11 protein-coding genes are annotated in these 19,910 nt (G+C 75.6%); 6 read left to right on the top strand and 5 right to left on the bottom strand.

The genetic code is table 11. From position 1 onward, the window contains the following. Nucleotides 1-183: hypothetical protein (locus H1A17_RS34850; protein ID WP_228544433.1), on the bottom strand; the 183-nt coding region annotated here is incomplete at its 3' end. Nucleotides 184-190: 7 nt separating this feature from the next. On the opposite strand from H1A17_RS34850, the gene H1A17_RS29030 reads away from it, so the two are divergent. Beyond that, on the top strand, nt 191-442 hold the full coding sequence (locus tag H1A17_RS29030) for a hypothetical protein (RefSeq protein WP_309236896.1): 252 nt from the start codon (nt 191-193) through the stop codon (nt 440-442). A 54-nt stretch (nt 443-496) separates the two neighbouring features. On the opposite strand, the gene H1A17_RS29035 is transcribed toward H1A17_RS29030, so the two are convergent. After that, the gene (locus H1A17_RS29035; RefSeq protein WP_228544429.1) at nt 497-1,549 is read right to left on the bottom strand and encodes a LacI family DNA-binding transcriptional regulator; all 1,053 of its coding nucleotides are present in this window, start codon (nt 1,547-1,549) and stop codon (nt 497-499) included. Nucleotides 1,550-2,102: 553 nt separating this feature from the next. Here H1A17_RS29035 and H1A17_RS29040 point away from each other — a divergent pair. Continuing rightward, on the top strand, nt 2,103-4,208 hold the full coding sequence (locus H1A17_RS29040) for a cellulase family glycosylhydrolase (protein WP_228544430.1): 2,106 nt from the start codon (nt 2,103-2,105) through the stop codon (nt 4,206-4,208). A 51-nt stretch (nt 4,209-4,259) separates the two neighbouring features. Here H1A17_RS29040 and H1A17_RS29045 read toward each other — a convergent pair whose 3' ends face one another. Then, nucleotides 4,260-7,106, bottom strand: a complete 2,847-nt coding sequence (locus tag H1A17_RS29045) for a condensation domain-containing protein (RefSeq protein ID WP_194823384.1) — start codon at nt 7,104-7,106, stop codon at nt 4,260-4,262. 139 nt (nt 7,107-7,245) lie between these two features. On the opposite strand from H1A17_RS29045, the gene H1A17_RS29050 reads away from it, so the two are divergent. The 4 genes from H1A17_RS29050 to H1A17_RS29065 are packed head-to-tail and all read left to right on the top strand — an operon-like array spanning nt 7,246 to nt 17,754. After that, the gene (locus H1A17_RS29050) at nt 7,246-12,756 is read left to right on the top strand and encodes a non-ribosomal peptide synthetase (protein ID WP_309236897.1); all 5,511 of its coding nucleotides are present in this window, start codon (nt 7,246-7,248) and stop codon (nt 12,754-12,756) included. Beyond that, a complete protein-coding gene (locus H1A17_RS29055; protein ID WP_194823385.1) occupies nt 12,753-14,258 on the top strand; it encodes a class I adenylate-forming enzyme family protein in 1,506 nt (501 codons plus the stop codon). Before H1A17_RS29050 ends, H1A17_RS29055 begins: the two co-directional genes overlap by 4 nt. 23 nt (nt 14,259-14,281) lie before the next feature. Next, nucleotides 14,282-17,485: an amino acid adenylation domain-containing protein gene (locus H1A17_RS29060; protein ID WP_194823386.1), complete on the top strand. Its 3,204-nt coding sequence runs from the start codon at nt 14,282-14,284 to the stop codon at nt 17,483-17,485. After that, nucleotides 17,485-17,754 carry an acyl carrier protein gene (locus tag H1A17_RS29065; RefSeq protein ID WP_145919523.1) on the top strand — a complete coding sequence of 90 codons (270 nt, stop codon included), beginning with the start codon at nt 17,485-17,487 and terminating at the stop codon, nt 17,752-17,754. The genes H1A17_RS29060 and H1A17_RS29065 overlap by 1 nt, the downstream gene beginning before the upstream one ends. Nucleotides 17,755-17,842: 88 nt before the next feature. On the opposite strand, the gene H1A17_RS29070 is transcribed toward H1A17_RS29065, so the two are convergent. Next, entirely contained in the window at nt 17,843-18,433 is a 591-nt protein-coding gene (locus H1A17_RS29070) for a carboxymuconolactone decarboxylase family protein (RefSeq protein ID WP_145919522.1), read from the bottom strand. A 75-nt stretch (nt 18,434-18,508) separates the two neighbouring features. Beyond that, nucleotides 18,509-19,910 (bottom strand): hypothetical protein (locus H1A17_RS29075; protein WP_228544431.1); only part of this gene is annotated, 1,402 nt, incomplete at its 5' end.

The following is a 19,910-nucleotide window of genomic DNA, read 5'->3' on the forward strand; positions in this document are numbered from 1 at the left end:
CCGGATCTCGACGGTGCCGGGCAGCCCGTCGGCACGCCCGACGCCGGCCCCGCCGTCGCGCAGCGCCCCGCCGAGCCGGTCACCGTCGGCGACCCCGTCGCGGACCCCCACCCCGACCCCGGCGGTCGCGGGGCCGCTGGACGCCCGGTACGCGACGGTGTCGACCCGGGTCTTCGGATACACCGGGGAGGTGGTGGTCGACAATCCGGGCGGGACGCCGGCCACCGGCTGGACGGTCGTCGTCACGCTGCCCCGGGGCAGTTCGGCGGCGGAGGTGACCGGTGCCGACTGGCGGCAGGACGGGCAGTCGGTCACCTTCACCGGCCCGGCCGTCGCGGCGGGCGGGACGCAGGCCATCCGCTTCGACGTCCGCACCGCCGACCCGGTCACCAAGGCGCCCCAGGGCTGCACGGTCGACGAGCGCCCCTGCGCCGGGCTGTGAGCGGGCGGTCGGGGCCCGCCGTGGACCCGGGCGGCGACGCGGCGGCGTCGCCGGTCAGGCCGGCGGCGGCGCGGTGCTGTGGCGTACGGTCAGGGTGGTCGCCAGTTCCAGGCGGACCTGACCGGTCGGTTCCCCCCGCCCGAGGGCGAGGGCCAGTTCGGTGGCGGTGACCGCCATCTCGCGCAACGGTTGGTGCACGGTGGTCAGTGCCGGGTCGACCAGCGTGGCCACCGGCAGGTCGTCGAAGCCGACGACGCTGAGGTCGGCGGGGATCCGCAGCCCGAGCGTGCGGGCGGCCTGGTAGACCCCGAGGGCCTGGAGGTCGTTGCCGGTGCACACCGCCGTCGGGCGGTCCGGGCGACGGAGCAGGTCGAGGGCGGCGGCCCGGCCGTCGGTGTCGGTCAGGCCGGCGTGCCGGACCAGGCCGGACGCCACCGGCAGGCCGGCGGCCTCCAGGGCGGAGCGGTAGCCGTCCAGCCGGGCCCGGCAGCACAGGACGTGTTCCGGGCCGGCGATCATCGCGATCCGCCGGTGGCCGAGCCCGATCAGGTGGCGGGTGGCCGACCGGCCGCCGGCCCAGTTCGTCGCGCCGACGAACGGGACGTCCTCGGGCAGTTCGGTGGTGGGGTCGAAGACCACGAACGGGATGCCCCGGGCACGCAGCAGCCGGTGCTGTTCCGCGTCCAGTTGGGCCACCATGACCAGGCAGTCCGGCCGTCGGGCGAGGGTGTCGTCGATCCAGTACCGGATCGCGTTGCGCTGCGGCCCGAACTCGGTGAGGACGACGCCGACGCGGTGTTGCCGGGCCACCCGCTCGACCCCCCGGATGATCTCCAGGCCCCACATGTCCTCGATCTCGTCGAAGACCAGTTCCATCATGTTGCTGCGGGTGACCGGGGCGGCCCTGCGGTAGCCGTGCCGGCTGATCGCCGCCTCGACGCGGGCCCGGGTGTCCGCCGCGACGCCGGACCGGCCGTTGATCACTTTCGACACGGTCGGCACCGACACACCGGCCGACGCGGCGATCGCCGCGATCGTCACGGGTCTGCTGGGCTCGGTGAGCGACGCCAGGTCGCTACCCGGTCCGCCCGACTCGACCTGACTCAACCCGGCCTCCTCCCCGGCGGTGGCTGCCGGTCACGCCGCCAGGTCCACACGCGACCGGGCCGCCGGCACCGTCGCGGGGACCGCCGGCATCATTCAGGGGGACCCAGGATAACCCGACCGTCGATGTCCGTCCTCCGGGTGCGGAGCCGACCGGGACGGAAACTTTCCATCGACTTCAGGAGATGTTCGACGAGGCTCCGGGTCGAGCGCGGCAGGTCATGGCATTCGGTTCGGCGCAGGGGCGCGGAACACCCCTGTCATTGACGCACGTCGACCGATACTTGTAAGGTCTGCGGCGGAAACTTTCCAGGAACAGTATCCGATCGTTTCCAGGCGGGAGCCTCGCCACTCATCGCGGACGCCCTGGGCAGCGCCCGCACTCGCCCCGTTCCGGCCGGGCCGCCGGGCGGCCAGCCGACCCCCGGTCGCGCCGGCACGACGCCGTGGGCCGCCCCCGACCCGGACGACACCGGACCGGCCGGGGCCGCCCCGGTCGGCGAGACGTCCGACGACCCCCATCCAACCGGCGCCATCCCGGCGAGGAGTTCCCCTGATGAGTACCCAGCACCTCCGACGAATGCGACAACGGGCCGGCCTGCTCGCCGGCGCCCTCGCCGCACTGCTCCTGGCGGGCCTGATGGTCGCCGGCAACGCCCAGGCCGCCGCCGGCTGCCGGGTGGCGTACACCGTGCCGGCCCAGTGGCAGGGCGGTTTCACCGCCGACGTCCAGGTCACCAACCTCGGCGACGCGGTCAACGGCTGGAGCCTGGCCTGGACCTTCCCGGCCGGCCAGCGCGTCACCCAGGCGTGGAACGTGACGGCCACCGCCGCAGGCGACCAGGTCACCGCGAAGAACCTGAGCTACAACGCGGCGATCGCCACCAACGGCACCGTCTCCTTCGGCTTCAACGGGTCGTGGACGGGCAGCAACCCGGTGCCGACCTCGTTCACCCTCAACGGGGTCGCCTGCACCGGGAGCGTGAGCACGCCGACGCCGACCGGCACCACCGCGCCGCCGTCCCCGACGGTCTCCCCCTCCCCGACGGTCTCGCCGTCGCCGTCGCCCGGTGGGGACCCGATGGCGACGGTGGCCGCGATGCAGCCCGGCTGGAACCTGGGCAACACCCTCGACGCGATCCCCGACGAGACCGCGTGGGGCAATCCGCTGACCACCCAGGCCCTGCTGCGGCAGGTGCGCTCGCAGGGCTACCGCAGCATCCGCATCCCGGTGACCTGGACCGACCACACCGGGCCGGCCCCGACGTACACCATCGACCCGGTCTGGTTGGCCCGGGTCCGCCAGGTGGTCGACTGGTCGCTGGCCGAGGGCTTCTACGTGATGATCAACCTGCACCACGACTCCTGGCAGTGGCTCAACGGGTACCCGGGCGACCGCACCACCGTGCTGAACCGGTACACCGCGCTGTGGACCCAGATCGCCACCACGTTCCGCGACCACTCGGCCAAGCTGGTGTTCGAGAACATCAACGAGCCGCAGTTCACCGGCACCGCCGACGACGCCCAGGGCGACGAGGTGCTGCGGGAACTGCACCTGGCGTTCGTCCGCCTGATCCGCCAGTCCGGCGGCGGCAACGCCACCCGGCTGCTGGTGCTGCCCACCCTGCACACCAGCGGCGAACAGGCCCGGATGGACGCGCTGAACACCACGATCAGCCAGCTGCGCGACCCCAACATCGCCGCGACCATCCACTTCTACGGGTACTGGCCGTTCAGCGTGAACATCGCCGGAGGCACCCGCTACGACAGCAACGTCGAACAGGACCTCGTCGGCACCTTCGAGCGGGCCCGCGCCTCGTTCGTCGCCCGGGGCATCCCGGTGATCATCGGGGAGTGGGCGCTGCTCAGCTACGACTACACCCGCCCCGGCATCATCGAACGCGGCGAACTGCTGAAGTTCTTCGAGGCCGTCGGCTACCACGCCCGCACCCGCAACCTCACCACGATGCTCTGGGACGCCGGCTCGTTCCTCAACCGCACCACGTTGCAGTGGCGGGACCAGGGCATCTACGACCTGATGAAGGCGAACCTCACCACCCGCTCGGCCACCGCCTCCTCCGACCAGGTCTACCTGCCGCGCAGCGGCACCATCACCGCCAAGTCGCTCACCCTCAACCTCAACGGCGCGTCGTTCCAGGGCCTGCGGCAGGGCAGCACCAACCTGGTCGCCGGCACCGACTACACCGTCTCCGGCAGCACGCTGACGCTGACCGCGTCGGCGCTGACCCGGCTCGCCGGCAACCGCGCCGCCGGGGTCAACGCCACCATCGAGGCGCGCTTCTCCCAGGGCGTGCCCTGGCAGATCAGCATCATCTCGTACGACCCGCCGACCCAGTCGGCGGCCAGCGGCACGACCACGTCGTTCGCCATCCCCACCCAGTTCCGGGGCGACCAGCTCGCCACCATGGAAGCGAAGTACGCCGACGGCAGCGGCGCCGGACCGGCCAACTGGACCTCCTACAAGGAGTTCTGGACGCACTTCCAGCCGGACTACACCGCCAACACCATCCTGCTGAAGCCGGAGTTCTTCGCCGAGGTCAACGACGGCCCGGTCACCCTGACCTTCCACTTCTGGAGCGGCACGCAGAAGACGTACCGGATCACGAAGTCCGGCAGCACGGTCACCGGCAGCCCGGCCTGACCGTCGGCGGGGCGTCGCGGTCCACCGACCGCGACGCCCCGCCGGCGCGGATCAACCCGCCGGCTCGGCGCGGGCCGGCGGCGACCACGGCCAGGGCACCTCGTGGAAGGCGGCCTCGACCAGCAGCGCCTCCACCCCGGTCAGCAGCCGCGCGGCCCGCTCGACCGGCAGGTAGCGGGTGTCGGCGGTGACCGCCAGCTCCACCGCGCCGGGGGCGTCGCGCACCTGCACCCGGCAGCGCCACGCGAACCGGTCCAGCTCCCCCACCCAGCGCACCCCGGCGGACGCCACCATCGCCCGCAGGGCCGCCTCGTCGGGGCCGGCCACCCCCGGGTCCACCTCGGGGACGAGCCGGGTGTCGTTGAGATAGCACAGCGGGGCCAGCACGCTACGGTGGTCGTGCCCCCGCTCGGTGAACGCCCGTTCGAACTCCACCGGGTCGTAGTAGGCGTGCCGGTACGCGTCCAGGCCCGCCCGCCCGGCCCGGGACAGCAGGGTGCCGAAGTCGGGCCGCCCGGTCAGGTCCAGCCGGCACAGCCCGATCTGGTTCAGGGTGGCGACCGCCCGGTCGTACCCGGGTGGGAACCGGTTGTTGGCCATCACCACGATGCCGCAGGCGTCCTGCCCGGTGTCGCCGCAGAGGACGGCGGCGGTCGCGGCGAGCAGGGCGGTGGAGGTGCTGACGCCGTACCGGGTGGCGACCAGCCGCATCGCGTGGTGCACCGCCGCGGAGACCAGCGAACCCTGCCGGTAGCGGGGCGTCGCGCCGACCCCGACCGGGTCGGCCAGGGTCATCGGCAGGCCGGGGAACTGCCGCAGCCAGTACGCCACCGCCCGCTGCGACCGCCGCTGCTGCACCGTGCGCTCCTGCCCGGCGACGTCCAACGACTGGAGGCCGGGCGCGTCGTCGACCGCCCCGCGCAACAGCAGCAGACGCAGGTCCCGCAGTACGGTGGTGGCCGCGTGGAAGTCGACGGCGCAGTGGCTGAACACCAGCACGACCTGCCGTACCGTGTCGGCCACGGTGACCAGCGCGACCCGCAGCGGATACTCGACGGCGTGGTCGAACGGCGACCCGGCCAGTCGCGCGGCCAGCTCCGCCGCGACCCGCGCGCCGTCCGGGTCGTCGGCCGGCCGGGGTACGGCGTGCACCCCCACGGGCAGCCGTCCCGCCGCCGACGCCTCCTGGCACAGCTGCCCGTCGTACGGGCGGACCCGGGTCCGCAACGACTCGTGCCGGGCGAGCAGCGCACCCACCGCCCGCACCGCCCGGGGCACGTCCACCCCGGCCCGCGCCGAGACCGCCAGGGTGCGGGGCAGGGTGAGCACCCGGTACGCGGCGGGGGCCTCGAACTCCGCCACCGTCCGCCACATCGCCCGCTGCCCCCAGGTCAGCGGCCCGGTCGCGGCCCGCCCCCCGGCGAACTCGGCGTACGTCGACCCGTCGGCGGCGGACGTCCGCCCGGCCGGCGGGACGACGGCGGTCGCGGTGGGGGCGGTCGCGATGGCGGGTGACCAGGGCCAGGGGACGTCGTCGAAGGCGGCCCGCACCAGCAGGTCCTCCAGGCCGCGCAGGAACGGCTCGACGGTGGCCAGCGGAAGCTGCCGGGTGTCGACGGTGAGCGTGACACCCACCCCGGCCGGCTCGTCCACCACGTGGGTCAGCAGGTGCCAGGCCGCCTGGTCGAGCCCCGCCGTCCAGGCGAAGGTGCTGTCCGCGGTGGCCGCCCGCAACGCCTCCCGGGTCACCGCCGGCAGCCGGTCGGCCCCGCCGACCGGCAACCGCACGTCGTTGAAGTAGTGGTACGGCTGGAACGCCGACGCCGGGTCGACCCCCCGTTGCTCGAATGCGAGCCGCAGCGCGACCGGGTCGTAATACGCGTGCCGCAACGCATCCAGGGACACCCGCCACACCCGGGACAACAACTCCCCGAAATGGGGACGACCCGACACGTCCAGCATGCCGAAACCGATCTGGCCGAGATTGGCGACGGCATTCGCGTACGCGGCCCGAAACCGATTGTGGGCCATCGGGAAAATGCCGCAGCGTTCCCGGTGACCGTGGCCGACGGCCATCGCCGTCACCCCGGCCAGCAGCACCGCGGAACCGCTGACCCGGTGCCGGGCGGCGATCAGCCGGGCGGCCGTGTCGACGGCCGGGGAGACCAGCACGCCGCGCCGCCACGCCGGCGTCAGCCCCGGACCCGGCGCGGGCAGCGGCGACGGCGGCAGCCGGTCGAACTCGCGCAGCCAGTGCCCGACCGCCCGCGCCGAACGACCCTGGTCGACCCCGTGCTGGCGGCGGGCCACGTCCACCGACTGCGGGCCGGCCGGGGTGGACAGGCCGCCGCGCAGCACGAGCAGCCGCAGGTCCCGCAGCACCACCTCGGCGGCGTGCGCGTCCACCGTGGAGTGGCTGAACACCACCACGATCTGCCGTACCCGGTCGTCGACGGTCACCAGCGCGACCCGCAGCGGCCACTCGGCGGCGTGGTCGAACGCGACGTCGCCGAGCCGGCCGGCGACCTGTCGGGCGGCCCGCGAACCGTCGTCGGCCCCCGGGCTGACCAGCAGCGGCAGCACCCCGGCTGCCGCCGTCTCCTGCCGGGGCACGTCGTCGACGACCCGCACCCGGGTCCGCAGCGCGCCGTGCCGGCCGACCAGCGCGCCGACCGCCCGGACCACGGCGGCGGGGTCCGCCCCGGCCCGTGCGGACAGCGGCACCGTGCGGCGCAGGTTGAGGAAGACGTGGTTGGAGCCGTACCGGGCGAGGGACCGCCACATCACCTGCTGGGCCCAGGTCAACGGCGCCGACCCGGCCCCGTCGCCGGAGAACTCGGCGGACAGCATCGTCTCCGACGCCCATTGCGCGGGCACCACCACGTCAGCGAATCGCATTCCCGACCGTACGACGCGACGACCGTCGCCGAATCGCTCGAAGGTGCTTTCCATAGTGGACCGATCAGCCGATCCGACGGTTCGGGCCCGCCGGGCAGACTACTGGCCACTGCCCGCACCGTTTCGAGTAAGGCGCCGCGTGACGAACGTTGACGTACCGACGCGGGCCGCCCCGCCGCATTCCACCATCCCCCGGGCCGCCGGAAATCCCCGGCTGTCATTCGCCCAGGAGCGGATCTGGTTCACCGAACAGCTCTCCCCCGGCACCGCCGCGTACGTCGTCCACACGACCGTACGGCTGCGCGGGGCGTTCGACGTCGACCTGCTGTGCGCCGCCCTCGACGCCACCGTCGCCCGGCACGACAGCCTGCGGATGCGGTTCACCGAGAGCGCCGACGGGGAGCCCGTGGTGACGGTGCTGCCCGAGGTACGGGTGCCGGTGACCGTCACCGCCGCGCCGACCACCGACGCCGCCCACGCCCTCGTCGCCGACTCCGTGCACACCCCGTTCGACCTGACCGTCGCCCCGCTGCTGCGGGTGCTCGTCGTCCGGCTGGCCGACACCGAACACCTGCTGCACCTGGCGATGCACCACATCGTCAGCGACGGCTGGTCGCTGGACCTGCTGCTCGGGGAGATCGCCGCCGGCTACGCCGCGCTGCGCGACGGCGGCGACCCGCCCGAACCGCCGACCACCGGGTACGTCGACTACGCCGGCTGGCAGCGGGACCGGCTCGACGGCCCGCCGACCGGCGACGGGTTCACCCACTGGACCCGCGCGCTGGCCGGGGTGCCGCCGCTGGAACTGCCCACCGACCGGCCCCGGCCGGCCGTGCAGTCGTACGCGGGCGCGACCCACCGGTTCACCGTCGACGCCGACCTCACCGACGGGCTGCGCCGGCTGGGCCGGGCCCACCGGGCCACCCTCTACATGACCCTGCTCACCGGCCTACAGGCCGTGCTGTTCCGCTACAGCGGGCAGCGGGACTTCGCCGTCGGCTCCCCGGTGGCCGGGCGGGTGGTGCCCGAGCTGGAACACCTCGTCGGCCTGTTCGTCAACACCCTGGCCCTGCGCGCCGACCTCTCCCCGGACCCGGCGACCGCCGCCGAGCCGGGCTTCGCGACCCTGCTGCGCCGCAACCGGGGCACCGTGGTGCGCGCCCTGGCCCACCAGGAGATCCCCTTCGAACGCCTGGTCAAGGAGCTGAACGTCACCCGGGACGTCGCCCGCGCCCCGGTGTTCCAGGTGCTGTTCACCCTGCAGAACTACGCCCGGGGCGGCGACCGGTGGCCGGCCGGCCTGCACGCCGAACCGGTCGGCACCGACGCGGCCAGCGCCCGCTTCGACCTGTCGCTCTACGTCGGGGAGAGCGCCGACGGGCTGCGCGGCACGTTCGTCTACCACACCGACCTGTTCGACGCCGCCACCGTCGCCGGGCTGGCCGAGAGCTTCCGGACGCTGCTGCGCGCCGCCGTCGCCGAGCCCGACCGGCCGGTGGTCGACCTGGACCTGCTCGACCCGAACGGCCGGGACCGGATGCTGGCCCTCGCCGGGGAGCGGGCCGGCGGACCGCCGACCGGTGCCGGGGTCACCGGGGCGGCGGTCACCCTGGCCGACCTGATCGACCCGCACGTCGCCGCCGCCCCCGACGCGCCGGCCGTGGTCTGCGGCACCGACCGGATCGGCTACCGGGAACTGGACCGGCGGGCCAACCGGCTCGCCCACTGGCTGCGGGCCCGGGGCGTGGGCCCGGACCACCTCGTCGGGGTGCTGCTGGAGCAGTCCGTCGAGCTGGCCGTGACGCTGCTCGGAGTGCTGCGGGCCGGCGGGGCGTACCTGCCGCTGGACCCGGAGCAGCCGGCCGCCCGGCTGGGTCTGATGCTCGCCGACGCCCGGCCGACCGTGCTGCTGACCGACGCCGGGTTGCGCGACCGGCTGCCCGCCGGGGCGGCGGCGACCTGCCTGGACGAGATCACCGCCGAGGTCGACGCCCAGCCGGACGACCGGCCGGCGACCGGGGTGCGCGGCGGGCACCTGGCCTACGTCATCTACACCTCCGGCTCGACCGGGACCCCGAAGGGGGTGGCCGTGCCGCACCGGCCGGTGCTGCGCTACCTCGACGGGGTGGCGGACCGGTTCGCGGTCGCCCCGGCCGCCCGGTACGGGCTGTTGCAGTCGATGTCGTTCGACTTCGCCGTCACCGTCTTCTACCTGGCGCTGGCCACCGGCGGCGCGGTGCACCTGCTCCCCCGCCGGGGCACCGGGGCCGAACTGGCCGCCCGGCTGCGCGACGAACGGATCGACTACCTGAAGATCACCCCGTCGCACCTGGCGGCGCTGACCGCCGACTGCGCACCGGACGACCTGCTGCCGGCCCGCGCGCTGATCCTCGGCGGTGAGGCGTCCGACCTGGAGCGGACCGCCCCGCTCGCCGCCGGGCCGACCCGGGTGTTCAACCACTACGGGCCCACCGAGGCCACCGTCGGCGTGGCCACCTACCGGGTGCCGGCCGACGCGCCGGACGTCGGGCCGGTGCCGACCGGCCGGCCGCTGCCGTACGCCTCGGTGCACGTGCTCGACGAGCGGATGCGCCCGGTGCCGGTCGGTATGCCCGGTGAGCTGTACCTGGGCGGGGACCGGCTCGCCCGGGGCTACCTGCACCGGCCCGGCCTGACCGCCGAACGGTTCGTGCCCGACCCGTACGGGCCGCCGGGGGCCCGGCTGTACCGCACCGGCGACCTGGCCCGCTGGCGGGCCGACGGGGAGCTGATCTTCCTCGGCCGGCGCGACCACCAGGTGAAGATCCGTGGTTACCGGGTCGAGCTGGGCGAGGTGGAGGCCGCCCTGCGGGACTGCCCGGGGGTACGCCAGGCGGCGGTGCTGCTGCGCGACGACCGGCTGGTGGCCTACCTGGAGGCGGAGCCGGACGCGGACGGCCCGGACCCGGCGCGCTGGCGTCGCCGGCTCGCCGAGCGGCTGCCCGAGCACATGGTGCCCACCCGCTGGGTGGTGCTGGACCGGCTGCCGTTGCAGGAACACGGGAAAGTGGACCGGCGGGCCCTGCCCGAGCCCACCGACGACGGCCCGACCGGCGAGCGGGTACCCCCGGTCGGGCCGGTGGAGACGCTGGTGGCCGACGTGTGGCGGGCGGTGCTCGGGGTGCCCGAGGTCGGCGTCACCGACGACTTCTTCGACCTGGGCGGGCACTCGCTGCTGGCCACCCGGGTGGTGGCCCGGCTGCGCCGGGAACTGCCCGCCGTCGTCGACGGCACCCCGCCGACCGTCAGCGTGATGGACCTGTTCCGGCACCGCACCGTACGCGAGCTGGCGGATCTCGTCGGCGGACCCGACGCCGGCCGGGCCGGGCTGCTGCACGAGCTGACCCCGCCGGTGCCCGCCGCCGACCGGGTCGCCACCCTGCTCTGCGTCCCGTACGGCGGGGGCAGCGCGGTGGTGTACCAGCCGCTGGCCGACGCGCTGCCGGCCGGGTACCGGCTGCTGTCGGTGGCCGTACCCGGGCACGACATCGGTCTCGCCGACGAGCCCGCGCCGATCGCCGACGTCGCCGCCGACGTGGTCGCGGAGGTGCTGGGCCGGGTCACCGGCCCGCTGATCGTGTACGGCCACTGCGGCCCCGGCGGGGCGCTGGCCGTCGAGGTGGCCCGCCGGTTGGAGGCCGCCGGGCGGGAACTGCTGGCGGTGTACCTCGGCGCGGTGTTCCCGTTCGCCCGGCCCGCCGACGGGCCGCTCGGGCCGCTGCTGCGGCTGCGCCTGGCCGAGCGGCTGCGCAGCGACCGGATCTACCGCACCTGGTTGCAGGCGCAGGGCACCGCGGTCGGCTCGCTCGCCCCCGACGAGGTGCGGTTCCTGGTGCGGGCGATGCGGCACGACGCCCGGGTCAGCGAGGACTACTTCACCACGCTGATGCGCCAGCGGGTCACCCCGCTGCGCGCGCCGGTCGTCTCCGTGGTCGGCGAGCGGGACCGCAGCACCGACTACCACGAGGAACGGTACCGGGAGTGGCACTTCCTCAGTGCCCGCACCGCCCTCGCCGTGATCGACGAGGGCGGGCACTACTTCCTCAAGTACCGGGCCGCCGAACTGGCCGAGATCGTCACCGACGTGCACCGGCGGCTCGACGCGCCACCCCGGCCCGTCCCGGCCGGGCCGCCGGCCACGCCACCGCCCTGGCGGCTCGCCGCCGTCTCCCGTGCCGACGGGCCCCCGACGGCGGACGCCCCGGGCCCGACGGCCGGCGGTGACCGGACCCCGCCGCCGAGCCTGCGTCGCTTCGGGCTGGTCGCCGCCGGTCAGGTGGTGTCCGGGCTGGGCACCGCGCTGACCACCTTCGCGATCCCACTGTGGATCTACACGCAGACCGGGTCGCTCGCCCGGTTCGCCCTGTTCGCCGTGCTCGGTCTGCTGCCCGGCCTGCTGGTCGCGCCGCTGGCCGGGGCGCTGATCGACCGCACCAGCCGGCGACGGGTGCTGCTGGCCGCCGGGCTCGCCGCCGGCAGCGCCAACGCGGTGCTCGCCGGGCTGGTGCTCACCGACCGGGCCCAGGTGTGGCACTTCTATCCGCTGGTCGGCTGGCTGTCGGTCGCGTTGGCCTTCCAACGGCTCGCGTTCGTCTCGGCGGTGCCGCAACTGGTGCCCAAACGCTTCCTCGGGCACGCCAACGGCCTCACCCAGACCGCCGTCGGCCTCACCCAGTTCACCGTGCCGCTGCTCGCCGTGGCCCTGCTGGAGACCGTCGGGCTGCGCGGCATCCTGCTCATCGACGTGGCGTCGTACCTGTTCGCGGTCGGGGTGCTGGCGGTCGTCCGGTTCCCCCGCACGCTGGCCCTGCGCCGCCGCGAGGGCATCGGCACCGAGATCGTCGCCGGGCTGCGCTACGCGCTGCGGCGTCGGGAGTTCCGCGCCATGCTGGCGTTCTTCGCCGCGCTGAACTTCTTCCTGTTCCCGGTGCTGTTCCTGCTCTCCCCGCTGGTGCTCGGCTTCGCCGACCTCACCGACGTGTCCCGCATCGCGCTGACCGGCGGGGTCGGCGCGGCCACCGGTGGCCTGGTGATGCTGCTGTGGGGTGGCCCCAGGCACCGCCGCATGCGGGCGGTGCTGCTGGGCACCCTCGGCATCGCGGTGGCCGCCGTGCTGACCGGGCTGCGGCCCAACCTGCTGCTCATCGGGGCCGGCGCGTTCGGCATGTACCTGGCGCTGGGCATCGTCAACGGCGTCTACCAGACGATCATCCAGACCAAGGTGCCGGCGCGGGTGCACGGCCGGGTGTTCGCGGTCAACCAGATGGTCGCCCAGTCCACCCTGCCGCTGGGCTGGGGCCTCGTCGCCCCGTTCGCCGCCCGGGTGGTGGAGCCGACGCTGCTGCCCGACGGGGCGCTGGCCGGCACCGTCGGCGCGGTGCTCGGGGTCGGACCGGGTCGCGGGCACGGGCTGCTCTACGTGCTGTTCGGGGTCTGCATCGCGCTGACCGCGCTGGTGTCGCTGGCCACCCCCACCCTCGCCCGGTTCGACGACGAGGTACCCGACGCACCCCCGGACGACCTGGTCGGCCTGGAGGAACGCCGGGCCCGGACGGCCGACCTCGCCGACCGGACCCCGGTGGGCGTCGGAACGGCGGGGAGAACGCGATGACCACGACACCCACCGGTACGCCGCCGCCGCGTACCCTGCCGGAGCTGCTCGACTGGCGTACCGGGCTGCACCCGGACCGGGTGGCGGTCGAGGTGCACCAGGTGGCGACGCTGACCTTCGCCGGGTGGTCCGCCGGGGCACGGGCCGTCGCCGCCGCGCTGCGCCGTCGGGGGCTGCGCCCCGGCGACCGGGTCGGCCTGCTCTTCGGCCCCCGCGACTGGGTCCGGTACGCGGTGACGTACTGCGGCGTCCTGTGGGCCGGCGGGGTGGCGGTGCCGCTGTCCGACCGGCTGGCCGCCGGGCAGCTCGGGTACGCGCTGACCCACTGCGCGGCCACCGCCGTCGTGCACGGCGACGACACCCCCGCCCCGCCCACCCCACCCGGCGTGGCGGTGTACGGCGACGCCGAGCTGCGCGCCGACGGGCACGACGACGACACCCCGTCCGCCGCCCGCCCCGGCGACCTCGCCCAGATCCTCTACACCTCCGGCACCACGGGCCGGCCCAAGGGGGTGGCGGCCCGGCACGCCAACCTCACCGCCGGTGCGCCGCACCACCCGCGCCGGCTGGCCCTGGCCCACTCGGAGCGGTTCCTGCACGCCTTCGCGATCGGCACCAACGCCGGGCAGACGATGCTGCTCAACGCGTTGACCGCGAAGGCCGCCGCGCTCACCCTGCCCCGGTTCACCCCGGTCCGGTTCGCCCGGCTGGTCGCCGCCCCCGGCACCGGAACCGTCTTCGTGGTCCCGTCGATCGCCATCGAGCTGCTCGACTCCGGCGCGCTGCGGGACCGCGACACCAGCGGCGTACAGCTGATCGGCTCCACCGCCGCGCCGCTGCCCCCGGCGGTCGCGGCCCGGCTGGCCACGGCCTTCCCGCAGGCCACGATCGTCAACTACTACACCTCGACCGAGGCCGCCCCGGCGCAGACCACGATGATCTACGACCCGGCCCGGCCGGACGCGGTCGGCCGGCCGGTCGGCGGGCAGCTCATGGTCGCCGACCCCGACGGCCGCCCGCTGCCCGCCGGGACGACCGGCGACGTGTGGCTGCGCGCCCCGCACCCGCGCGCCTACTACCGGGACGACGCGGCGAACCGGGCCACCTTCCGCGACGGCTGGGTGCGGATGGGCGACGTGGGCCGGATCGACGCCGACGGCTACCTCTACCTCACCGACCGGCACCAGGACGTGATCAAGACCGGCGCGTTCAAGGTCTCCACCGTCGAGGTCGAGGCGGCGCTGCACGAGCATCCGCTGGTCGCCGAGGTGGCCGTGGTGGGGGTGCCGCACCCGGTGCTCGGGTCGGCGGTGGCCGCCGCCGTCGTGGCCCGGCCGCAGGCCGGCCCGGACGGGCTGACCCTGCCGGCGCTGCGCGGTTTCCTCGCCGACCGGCTCGCCGACCACCAACTGCCCGCCCGGCTGCTGCTGCTTCCGCGGCTGCCCCGCAACGAGGGTGGCAAGGTGCTCAAACGGCAGCTCACCGCCCTGTTCGACAACTGACCACCCGCACCGACAGCACGACCATGGGAGAGCATGTGGGCACCGCCGAGGCGACCTTCGCGCAGCACGCCGTCTGGTTCACCGAGCAGGCCGGGGTCGCCGGCACGGCGTACCACATGGCGCTGGGCATCCGGTTCGGCGCGGAACTGGACCGGGCCGCCCTCGTCGCGGCGTGCGCGGCGACGGTCGCCCGGCACCCGGTCCTGGCCGCCCGGGTCGCCACCGACGAGGACGGCACCCCCCGGTTGACGCCGGCCGACGCCCGCCCGGCGGTCACCTCCGGCGAGCTGACCGACGCGCGGGTCGCCGAGGAGATCGCCCGACCGTACGACCTGCGGACCGGCCCGCTGGCCCGGTTCACCCTGCTGACCGGGGCGACGGGCGACCACCTGCTGCTGGTCACCGCGCACCACCTGGTCTTCGACGGCACCTCCAAGGACGTGCTGGTCGCCGACCTCGCCGCCGGGTACGCCGCCGCCCGGTCCGTCGACCCGGCACGCGACCCCGCCCCGGGACCGGCCGACGTCCACCGGCAGCCCGGTGAACAGCCGTGGCCCGGCGACGACCACGCCGGCCTCGCGGCGGCCGAGCAGCAGCGGATCGCCGTCGACCTGCCCGCCGCCCGCGACTTCTGGGCGCGGCACTGGTCCGGCCCCGGCGACGTGGTGCTGCCCGGCCTGCGCCGGGTGCCCACCGGTGCCGAGCCCGGCGTCGCCGTCGAGGTGGCGCTGCCCGCCGACGTGGTCGACGGCATCGACCCGACGGCCCGGTCGCTCGGGGTCACCCGCTTCGAGCTGCTGTTCGCCGCGCTGCACGCCCTGCTCGGGCGGTACGGCAACCGGGACCTGCCGATCGGGGTGGCGCTGTCCACCCGTACCCCGGACCAGGCCGACCGGATCGGACTGTTCGTCAACGAACTGCCGGTCGCCGTCGCGCCGGCCGACGGCACGTTCCGCGCGCACGCCCGCGCCGTCCGGGACCGGCTGCGCGAGGTGTACCGGTACCGGGCCGTGCCGCTGGCCCACGCGGTGCCCGGCCTGCGGCCCGCCCCGGCGGTGACCCCGGTCAGCGTCGGCTACCGGCGGCGCGGCGGGGAGCCGGTCTTCCCCGGGGTGGCGGCCGAGATCGACTGGACGCTGTTCGGCGGCGCCGCCCGTAACGCCCTGCACGTGCAGATCGTGGACGCCCCCACCGGCCTCACGGTCAGCCTCCAGCACAGCCCGGCGGCGGTGCCGACCGACGCGGTACGCCGGATCGGGGCGCACCTGCGGACCCTGCTCGCCGCCGCGCTCGCCGACCCGGACTGGCCGGTCGCGGAACTGCCGGTGCTGCCCGCCGACGAACGCGACCGGGTCACCCGGGAGTGGAACGACACCGGCCGGGCGTACCCCGCCGGGGCGGGCGTGCCCGGCCTGTTCGCCGCCCGGGTCGCCGCCGACCCGCACGCGCCGGCCGTGGTCGACGACGACCTGACGCTCAGCTACGCCCAGCTCGACGCCGCCGCCGACCGGCTGGCCGGGCTGCTGCGGCAACGCGGGGTCGGCCCGGGGACGCTCGTCGCGGTCGCCCTGGACCGGTCCTGGCGGGCGGTGGTCACCCTGCTGGCGGTGCTGCGCTGCCGGGCCGCGTACCTGCCGGTGGACCCGCAGCATCCGCCGGCCCGCCGGGACCTCGTCCTGGCCGACGCCGACCCCACGCTGGTGGTGACGCCGACGGCAGGCGGGCTGCCCTGGCCCACCCTCGCCCTCGACGGGGTCGACCTGCTCGCCGGGCCGGTGCCGACGCCGACCGGCCCCGTCGCGACGCCGGCCGCCGACGACCTGGCCTACCTGCTCTACACCTCGGGCTCGACCGGCCGGCCCAAGGGTGTCGCGGTGCGGCACGGCGCGCTGACCAACCTGCTGCTGGGGGTACGGGACCTGCTGGGCGGCGCCCCCGCGCACCGGTGGCTGCACCTGACCTCGCTGTCGTTCGACATCTCCACCGTGGAGGTCTTCCTGCCGCTGGTCACCGGCGGCCGGGTGGTGGTCGCCTCGACGGTCGGCCCGTTGGACGGCGCGGGCGTGCTGCGGCTGGTCCACGCCGCCGGGGTGACCCACGCCCAGGCCACCCCCTCGGGCTGGCGGGTGCTGCTGGAGGCCGGCCTCGGCACGCCCGGACCGGACGCCGCCGGGGTCACGCCGCCCCCGCTGGTCGCCGTCACCGGCGGCGAGGCCCTGCCGCCCGCCCTGGCCCGGGAGCTGCGGGCCCGCACCGCCCGCCTGGTCAACGGGTACGGCCCCACCGAGGCCACGGTGTACGCCACGATGGCCGACGTCCCCGCCGACCCCGACGAGGTCACCATCGGCCGGCCACTGCCGAACGTGCGGGCGTACGTGCTGGACCCCTCGGGACAGCCGACGCCGATCGGGGTGCCCGGCGAGCTGCACCTGGCCGGCGCCGGGCTGGCCGCCGGCTACCGGGGGCGCGACGACCGGACCGCCGAGGTGTTCGTGCCGGACCCGTTCGGGCGGCCCGGCGAGCGGCTCTACCGCACCGGTGACCGCTGCCGGTGGCGGCCGGACGGGCGGCTGGACTTCCTCGGCCGCACCGACGACCAGGTCAAGATCCGGGGACACCGGGTCGAGCTGGGCGAGATCGACGCCCGGCTGCTCGACCATCCGGACGTGGCCGACGCGGCGACGGTGCTGCGCTCCGACGCCGACGAACCCCGGCTCGTCGCCTACCTGGTGGCCCGCGCCGGTGCCGTCGTCGAGCCGGCCGGGTTGCGCCGGCACCTGGCGGCGAGCCTGCCGCAGGCTGTGCTGCCGACCGACTTCGTGCCGCTCGACCGGCTGCCGTCGAGCCCGAACGGCAAGGTCGACCGGGCCGCCCTGGCCGCCCTGGACCTCACCACCGACCTCACCCGGGACAGCGCGCCGGCCGGGGACGTCGGGCCGGACCCTACGGCCGCACCGGGTAGGGACGTCGGGCCGGCCGGGGACGTCGCGGACGACGATCCGGTGGTGACCCAGTTGCGGCTGATCTGGCAGGAGGTGCTGCGGATTCCCGACATCGGCGTGCACGAGGACCTGTTCGACCTGGGCGGCCACTCCCTCACGATCACCCGGATCAGTGGCCGTATCCAGCAACGGCTCGGCGTCGAGGTGCCCCTGGACGCCTTCTTCGACACCCCCACCATCGCCGAGATCGCCGAGATCGTCCGGCCGTCCGTGAAGGAGTGCTGATGGACACCAGCGACACCACCGACCTGCGGGGGCGGCTCGCCGACCTGGTCAGCGAGGCCACCGGGGGCGAGGTGGCGGCCACCGACCTGCTCACCGGCGGCTCGATGGTCGCCCTCGGCGTCGACTCCCTCGGCCTGCTGCGCATGGTCGACGCGATCGAGCTGAAGTACGACGTCGAGGTCGAGCTGAACGGCCCGGGACGGCCCCTGGACACCCTCGACGACCTGGTCGCGCTGCTGACCGCCGCCGTGCCCGACGACGCCCGCTGACCGGCCCGGCCCGGTTCGGGCGACCCGGGCCGGGCCGGGCGGAACCCGCCCCGGGCGGGAACGGTTGCCGGCGGCGGGCGGGCGGCGGTCAGACCGTCGCGCCGTCCGGCCGGGCCCGGGGCGGCAGCGGCGGCAGACCGCACGCGGCGGCGAAGCCCTGCGCCTCGATGCCGAGCGCGACGTTGGTCCGGGCGTACTGGTTGGCCAGTGCGATCCACGCGGTCAGCTCGACCAGGCCCGCCGCGCCGAGGTGGGCCAGCAGCCGGGCGGACAGCTCGTCGGTGACCGTCGGCGGGGTCTGCGTCATCGCCTCGGCGTACTCCAGCACGTCCCGCTCCGCCGGGGTGAAGACGTCCGACTCGCGCCAGCGGGGCACCTCACGTGCCTTGCTCAGGTCGAGGCCGTCGTTGTGCGCCTGGAAGTACCCCAGGTCGAGGCAGAAGCCGCAGCCGATCCGGGCGGCCACCGCCATGTGCGCGTACGACTTGAGGTTCCGGTCGCAGGCGTGCCACCGGCGGGACCGCTGGCCGAGGCCGAGGCCGAACCGCAGCACCGGCCGGTGGTGCCACATCACCTCGAGCGACTCGGGCACGTCGCCGAACATCTTCCGGCTGAACCTCTTCAACACGGCACCGTAGAGGCCGGTGATCTCGGCCCTGGGAACCCGGGTGCTGCTCATGTCGCCTCCTGGTCGGCTGGTCTCGACAGGTAGACGCCCACCGCCGCCCCGGTGTGACAGGTCGGGCGCGGACGGTCAGGGCAGCCAGGACGCCTCCGTCGACGCCCGGGACGCCGCCTCCTCGTAGACCGCCAACGCCAGCCAGGACGCAGCGAACGCCTGCCCGTCGTCGTCGGTGAGCCGCCCGAAGGCATCCCGGGGCCGGGCCCGGGCCGCCGATCCCAGCGCGGCGAGCAGGTGCGCGCCCAGGTCCAGGCGGGCCAGCCGCAGCTTGCGCTCCGTCGGGTCGGCCAACGCCTGGATCGCCCGGCCACCCGAGACGACCCGCTCCACCTGCCGGCGCAGCAGCCCCAGGGCGGGATCGCCGAGCCGGGGACGCGGCACGGCCGCGTCCGGGACCGCGGGCCGGTCGGGCGGTGGCACCGCCGCCGCGTCGTCCCCCGTCCTGAGCTGGCTCGTGTGCAGCCGGTCGTAGCCGAGGTCGGCGTGACCCGCCCAGCTCGCCGGCAGGGTGAGCCCCGGCCCGTCGCCGTCGACCGGTCCCACGGCGAGCGCCTGGACGGTCGCCCGGCGGGTCGGATCGAGCCGGCCCACCAGGCGCAGCCGCGCCCCCACCGCCTGCCCCAGCAGGCGCAGGTTGGCCCGGTGCGGCAGGGCGGCGTGCTCGTCGGCGACGGTCAGCGTCAGGACCGCCCCGTCGCCGGTGTCGACCAGGACGGTGTGGTCGTGCCCGCCGAGCACCCGTACGGTCAGGAAGAGCAGGTCGGCACCGGCGGGACGCTCCGGCAGCGGCAGGGCCACCGCGCCGAAGGCCCGCCGGACCTGGTCAGGCAGGGGCTGCGCCCAGAGCCCGGCGAGGGGTTCGTCGGCCCAGCCGACCCCGGCGGCCCGCGCCGCCCGGACCGCCCGGCCGGCACCCAACTGCCCCGACTCCGAGGCGGTGCCGCCGGACACCACCAGCCCGGCCCGGGTGAGCTGCCGGTGGCTGAGCCCCGACTCGCCCACCGCCACGGTCGCGTCGCCCGCGCCGGCGGCCCGGCCCACGTCCCCCGGGGCGAGGTCGGCGACCGTCCAGAGTCGACCGTCGCGGTCGGCCAGGTAGGTGACCACCCCGGCGTACCCGGAATCGGCCACCACCGGGACCGTGCAGAGCCCGAACAGTCGCAGGCCGGCCTGCGGGTCGTAGGCCCGCCGGGCGGTGCCCAGCAACGCGCCGAGGTCACCGGCGGGCGCGTCCCCGCGCAGCCGGCGGGACACGGCCAGCAGTTCCCGCAGGTCGTCGGTCAGGTCGGCCAGCCGGTGCTGGGGTTCGCCCTCCCGGGCGGCCCGCAGCCCCGCCGCGACCCGGGTCCCGGACGCCGCCGCCCGGTGCAGGCCGTTGGCCCGGGCCTCGTGCACCGCCCGCAGCAGGGCGGTCCGCAGCACCACCCCGCAGCCGACGGTCCCCGCCGCGAGCACCGCCACACCCACCTGCCAC

Origin of the sequence: Micromonospora sp. S-DT3-3-22, assembly GCF_015354745.1 — a bacterium.
In the GTDB taxonomy this organism is placed as follows: Bacteria; Actinomycetota; Actinomycetes; order Mycobacteriales; family Micromonosporaceae; genus Micromonospora; species Micromonospora wenchangensis.

Coding starts and splice junctions, on each gene's coding strand:
- H1A17_RS29045 (WP_194823384.1), bottom strand. CDS start 7,106: ATGCGATTCGCTGACGTGGTGGTGCCCGCGCAATGGGCGTCGGAGACG.
- H1A17_RS29060 (WP_194823386.1), top strand. CDS start 14,282: ATGGGAGAGCATGTGGGCACCGCCGAGGCGACCTTCGCGCAGCACGCC.
- H1A17_RS29065 (WP_145919523.1), top strand. CDS start 17,485: ATGGACACCAGCGACACCACCGACCTGCGGGGGCGGCTCGCCGACCTG.
- H1A17_RS29040 (WP_228544430.1), top strand. CDS start 2,103: ATGAGTACCCAGCACCTCCGACGAATGCGACAACGGGCCGGCCTGCTC.
- H1A17_RS29070 (WP_145919522.1), bottom strand. CDS start 18,433: ATGAGCAGCACCCGGGTTCCCAGGGCCGAGATCACCGGCCTCTACGGT.
- H1A17_RS29055 (WP_194823385.1), top strand. CDS start 12,753: ATGACCACGACACCCACCGGTACGCCGCCGCCGCGTACCCTGCCGGAG.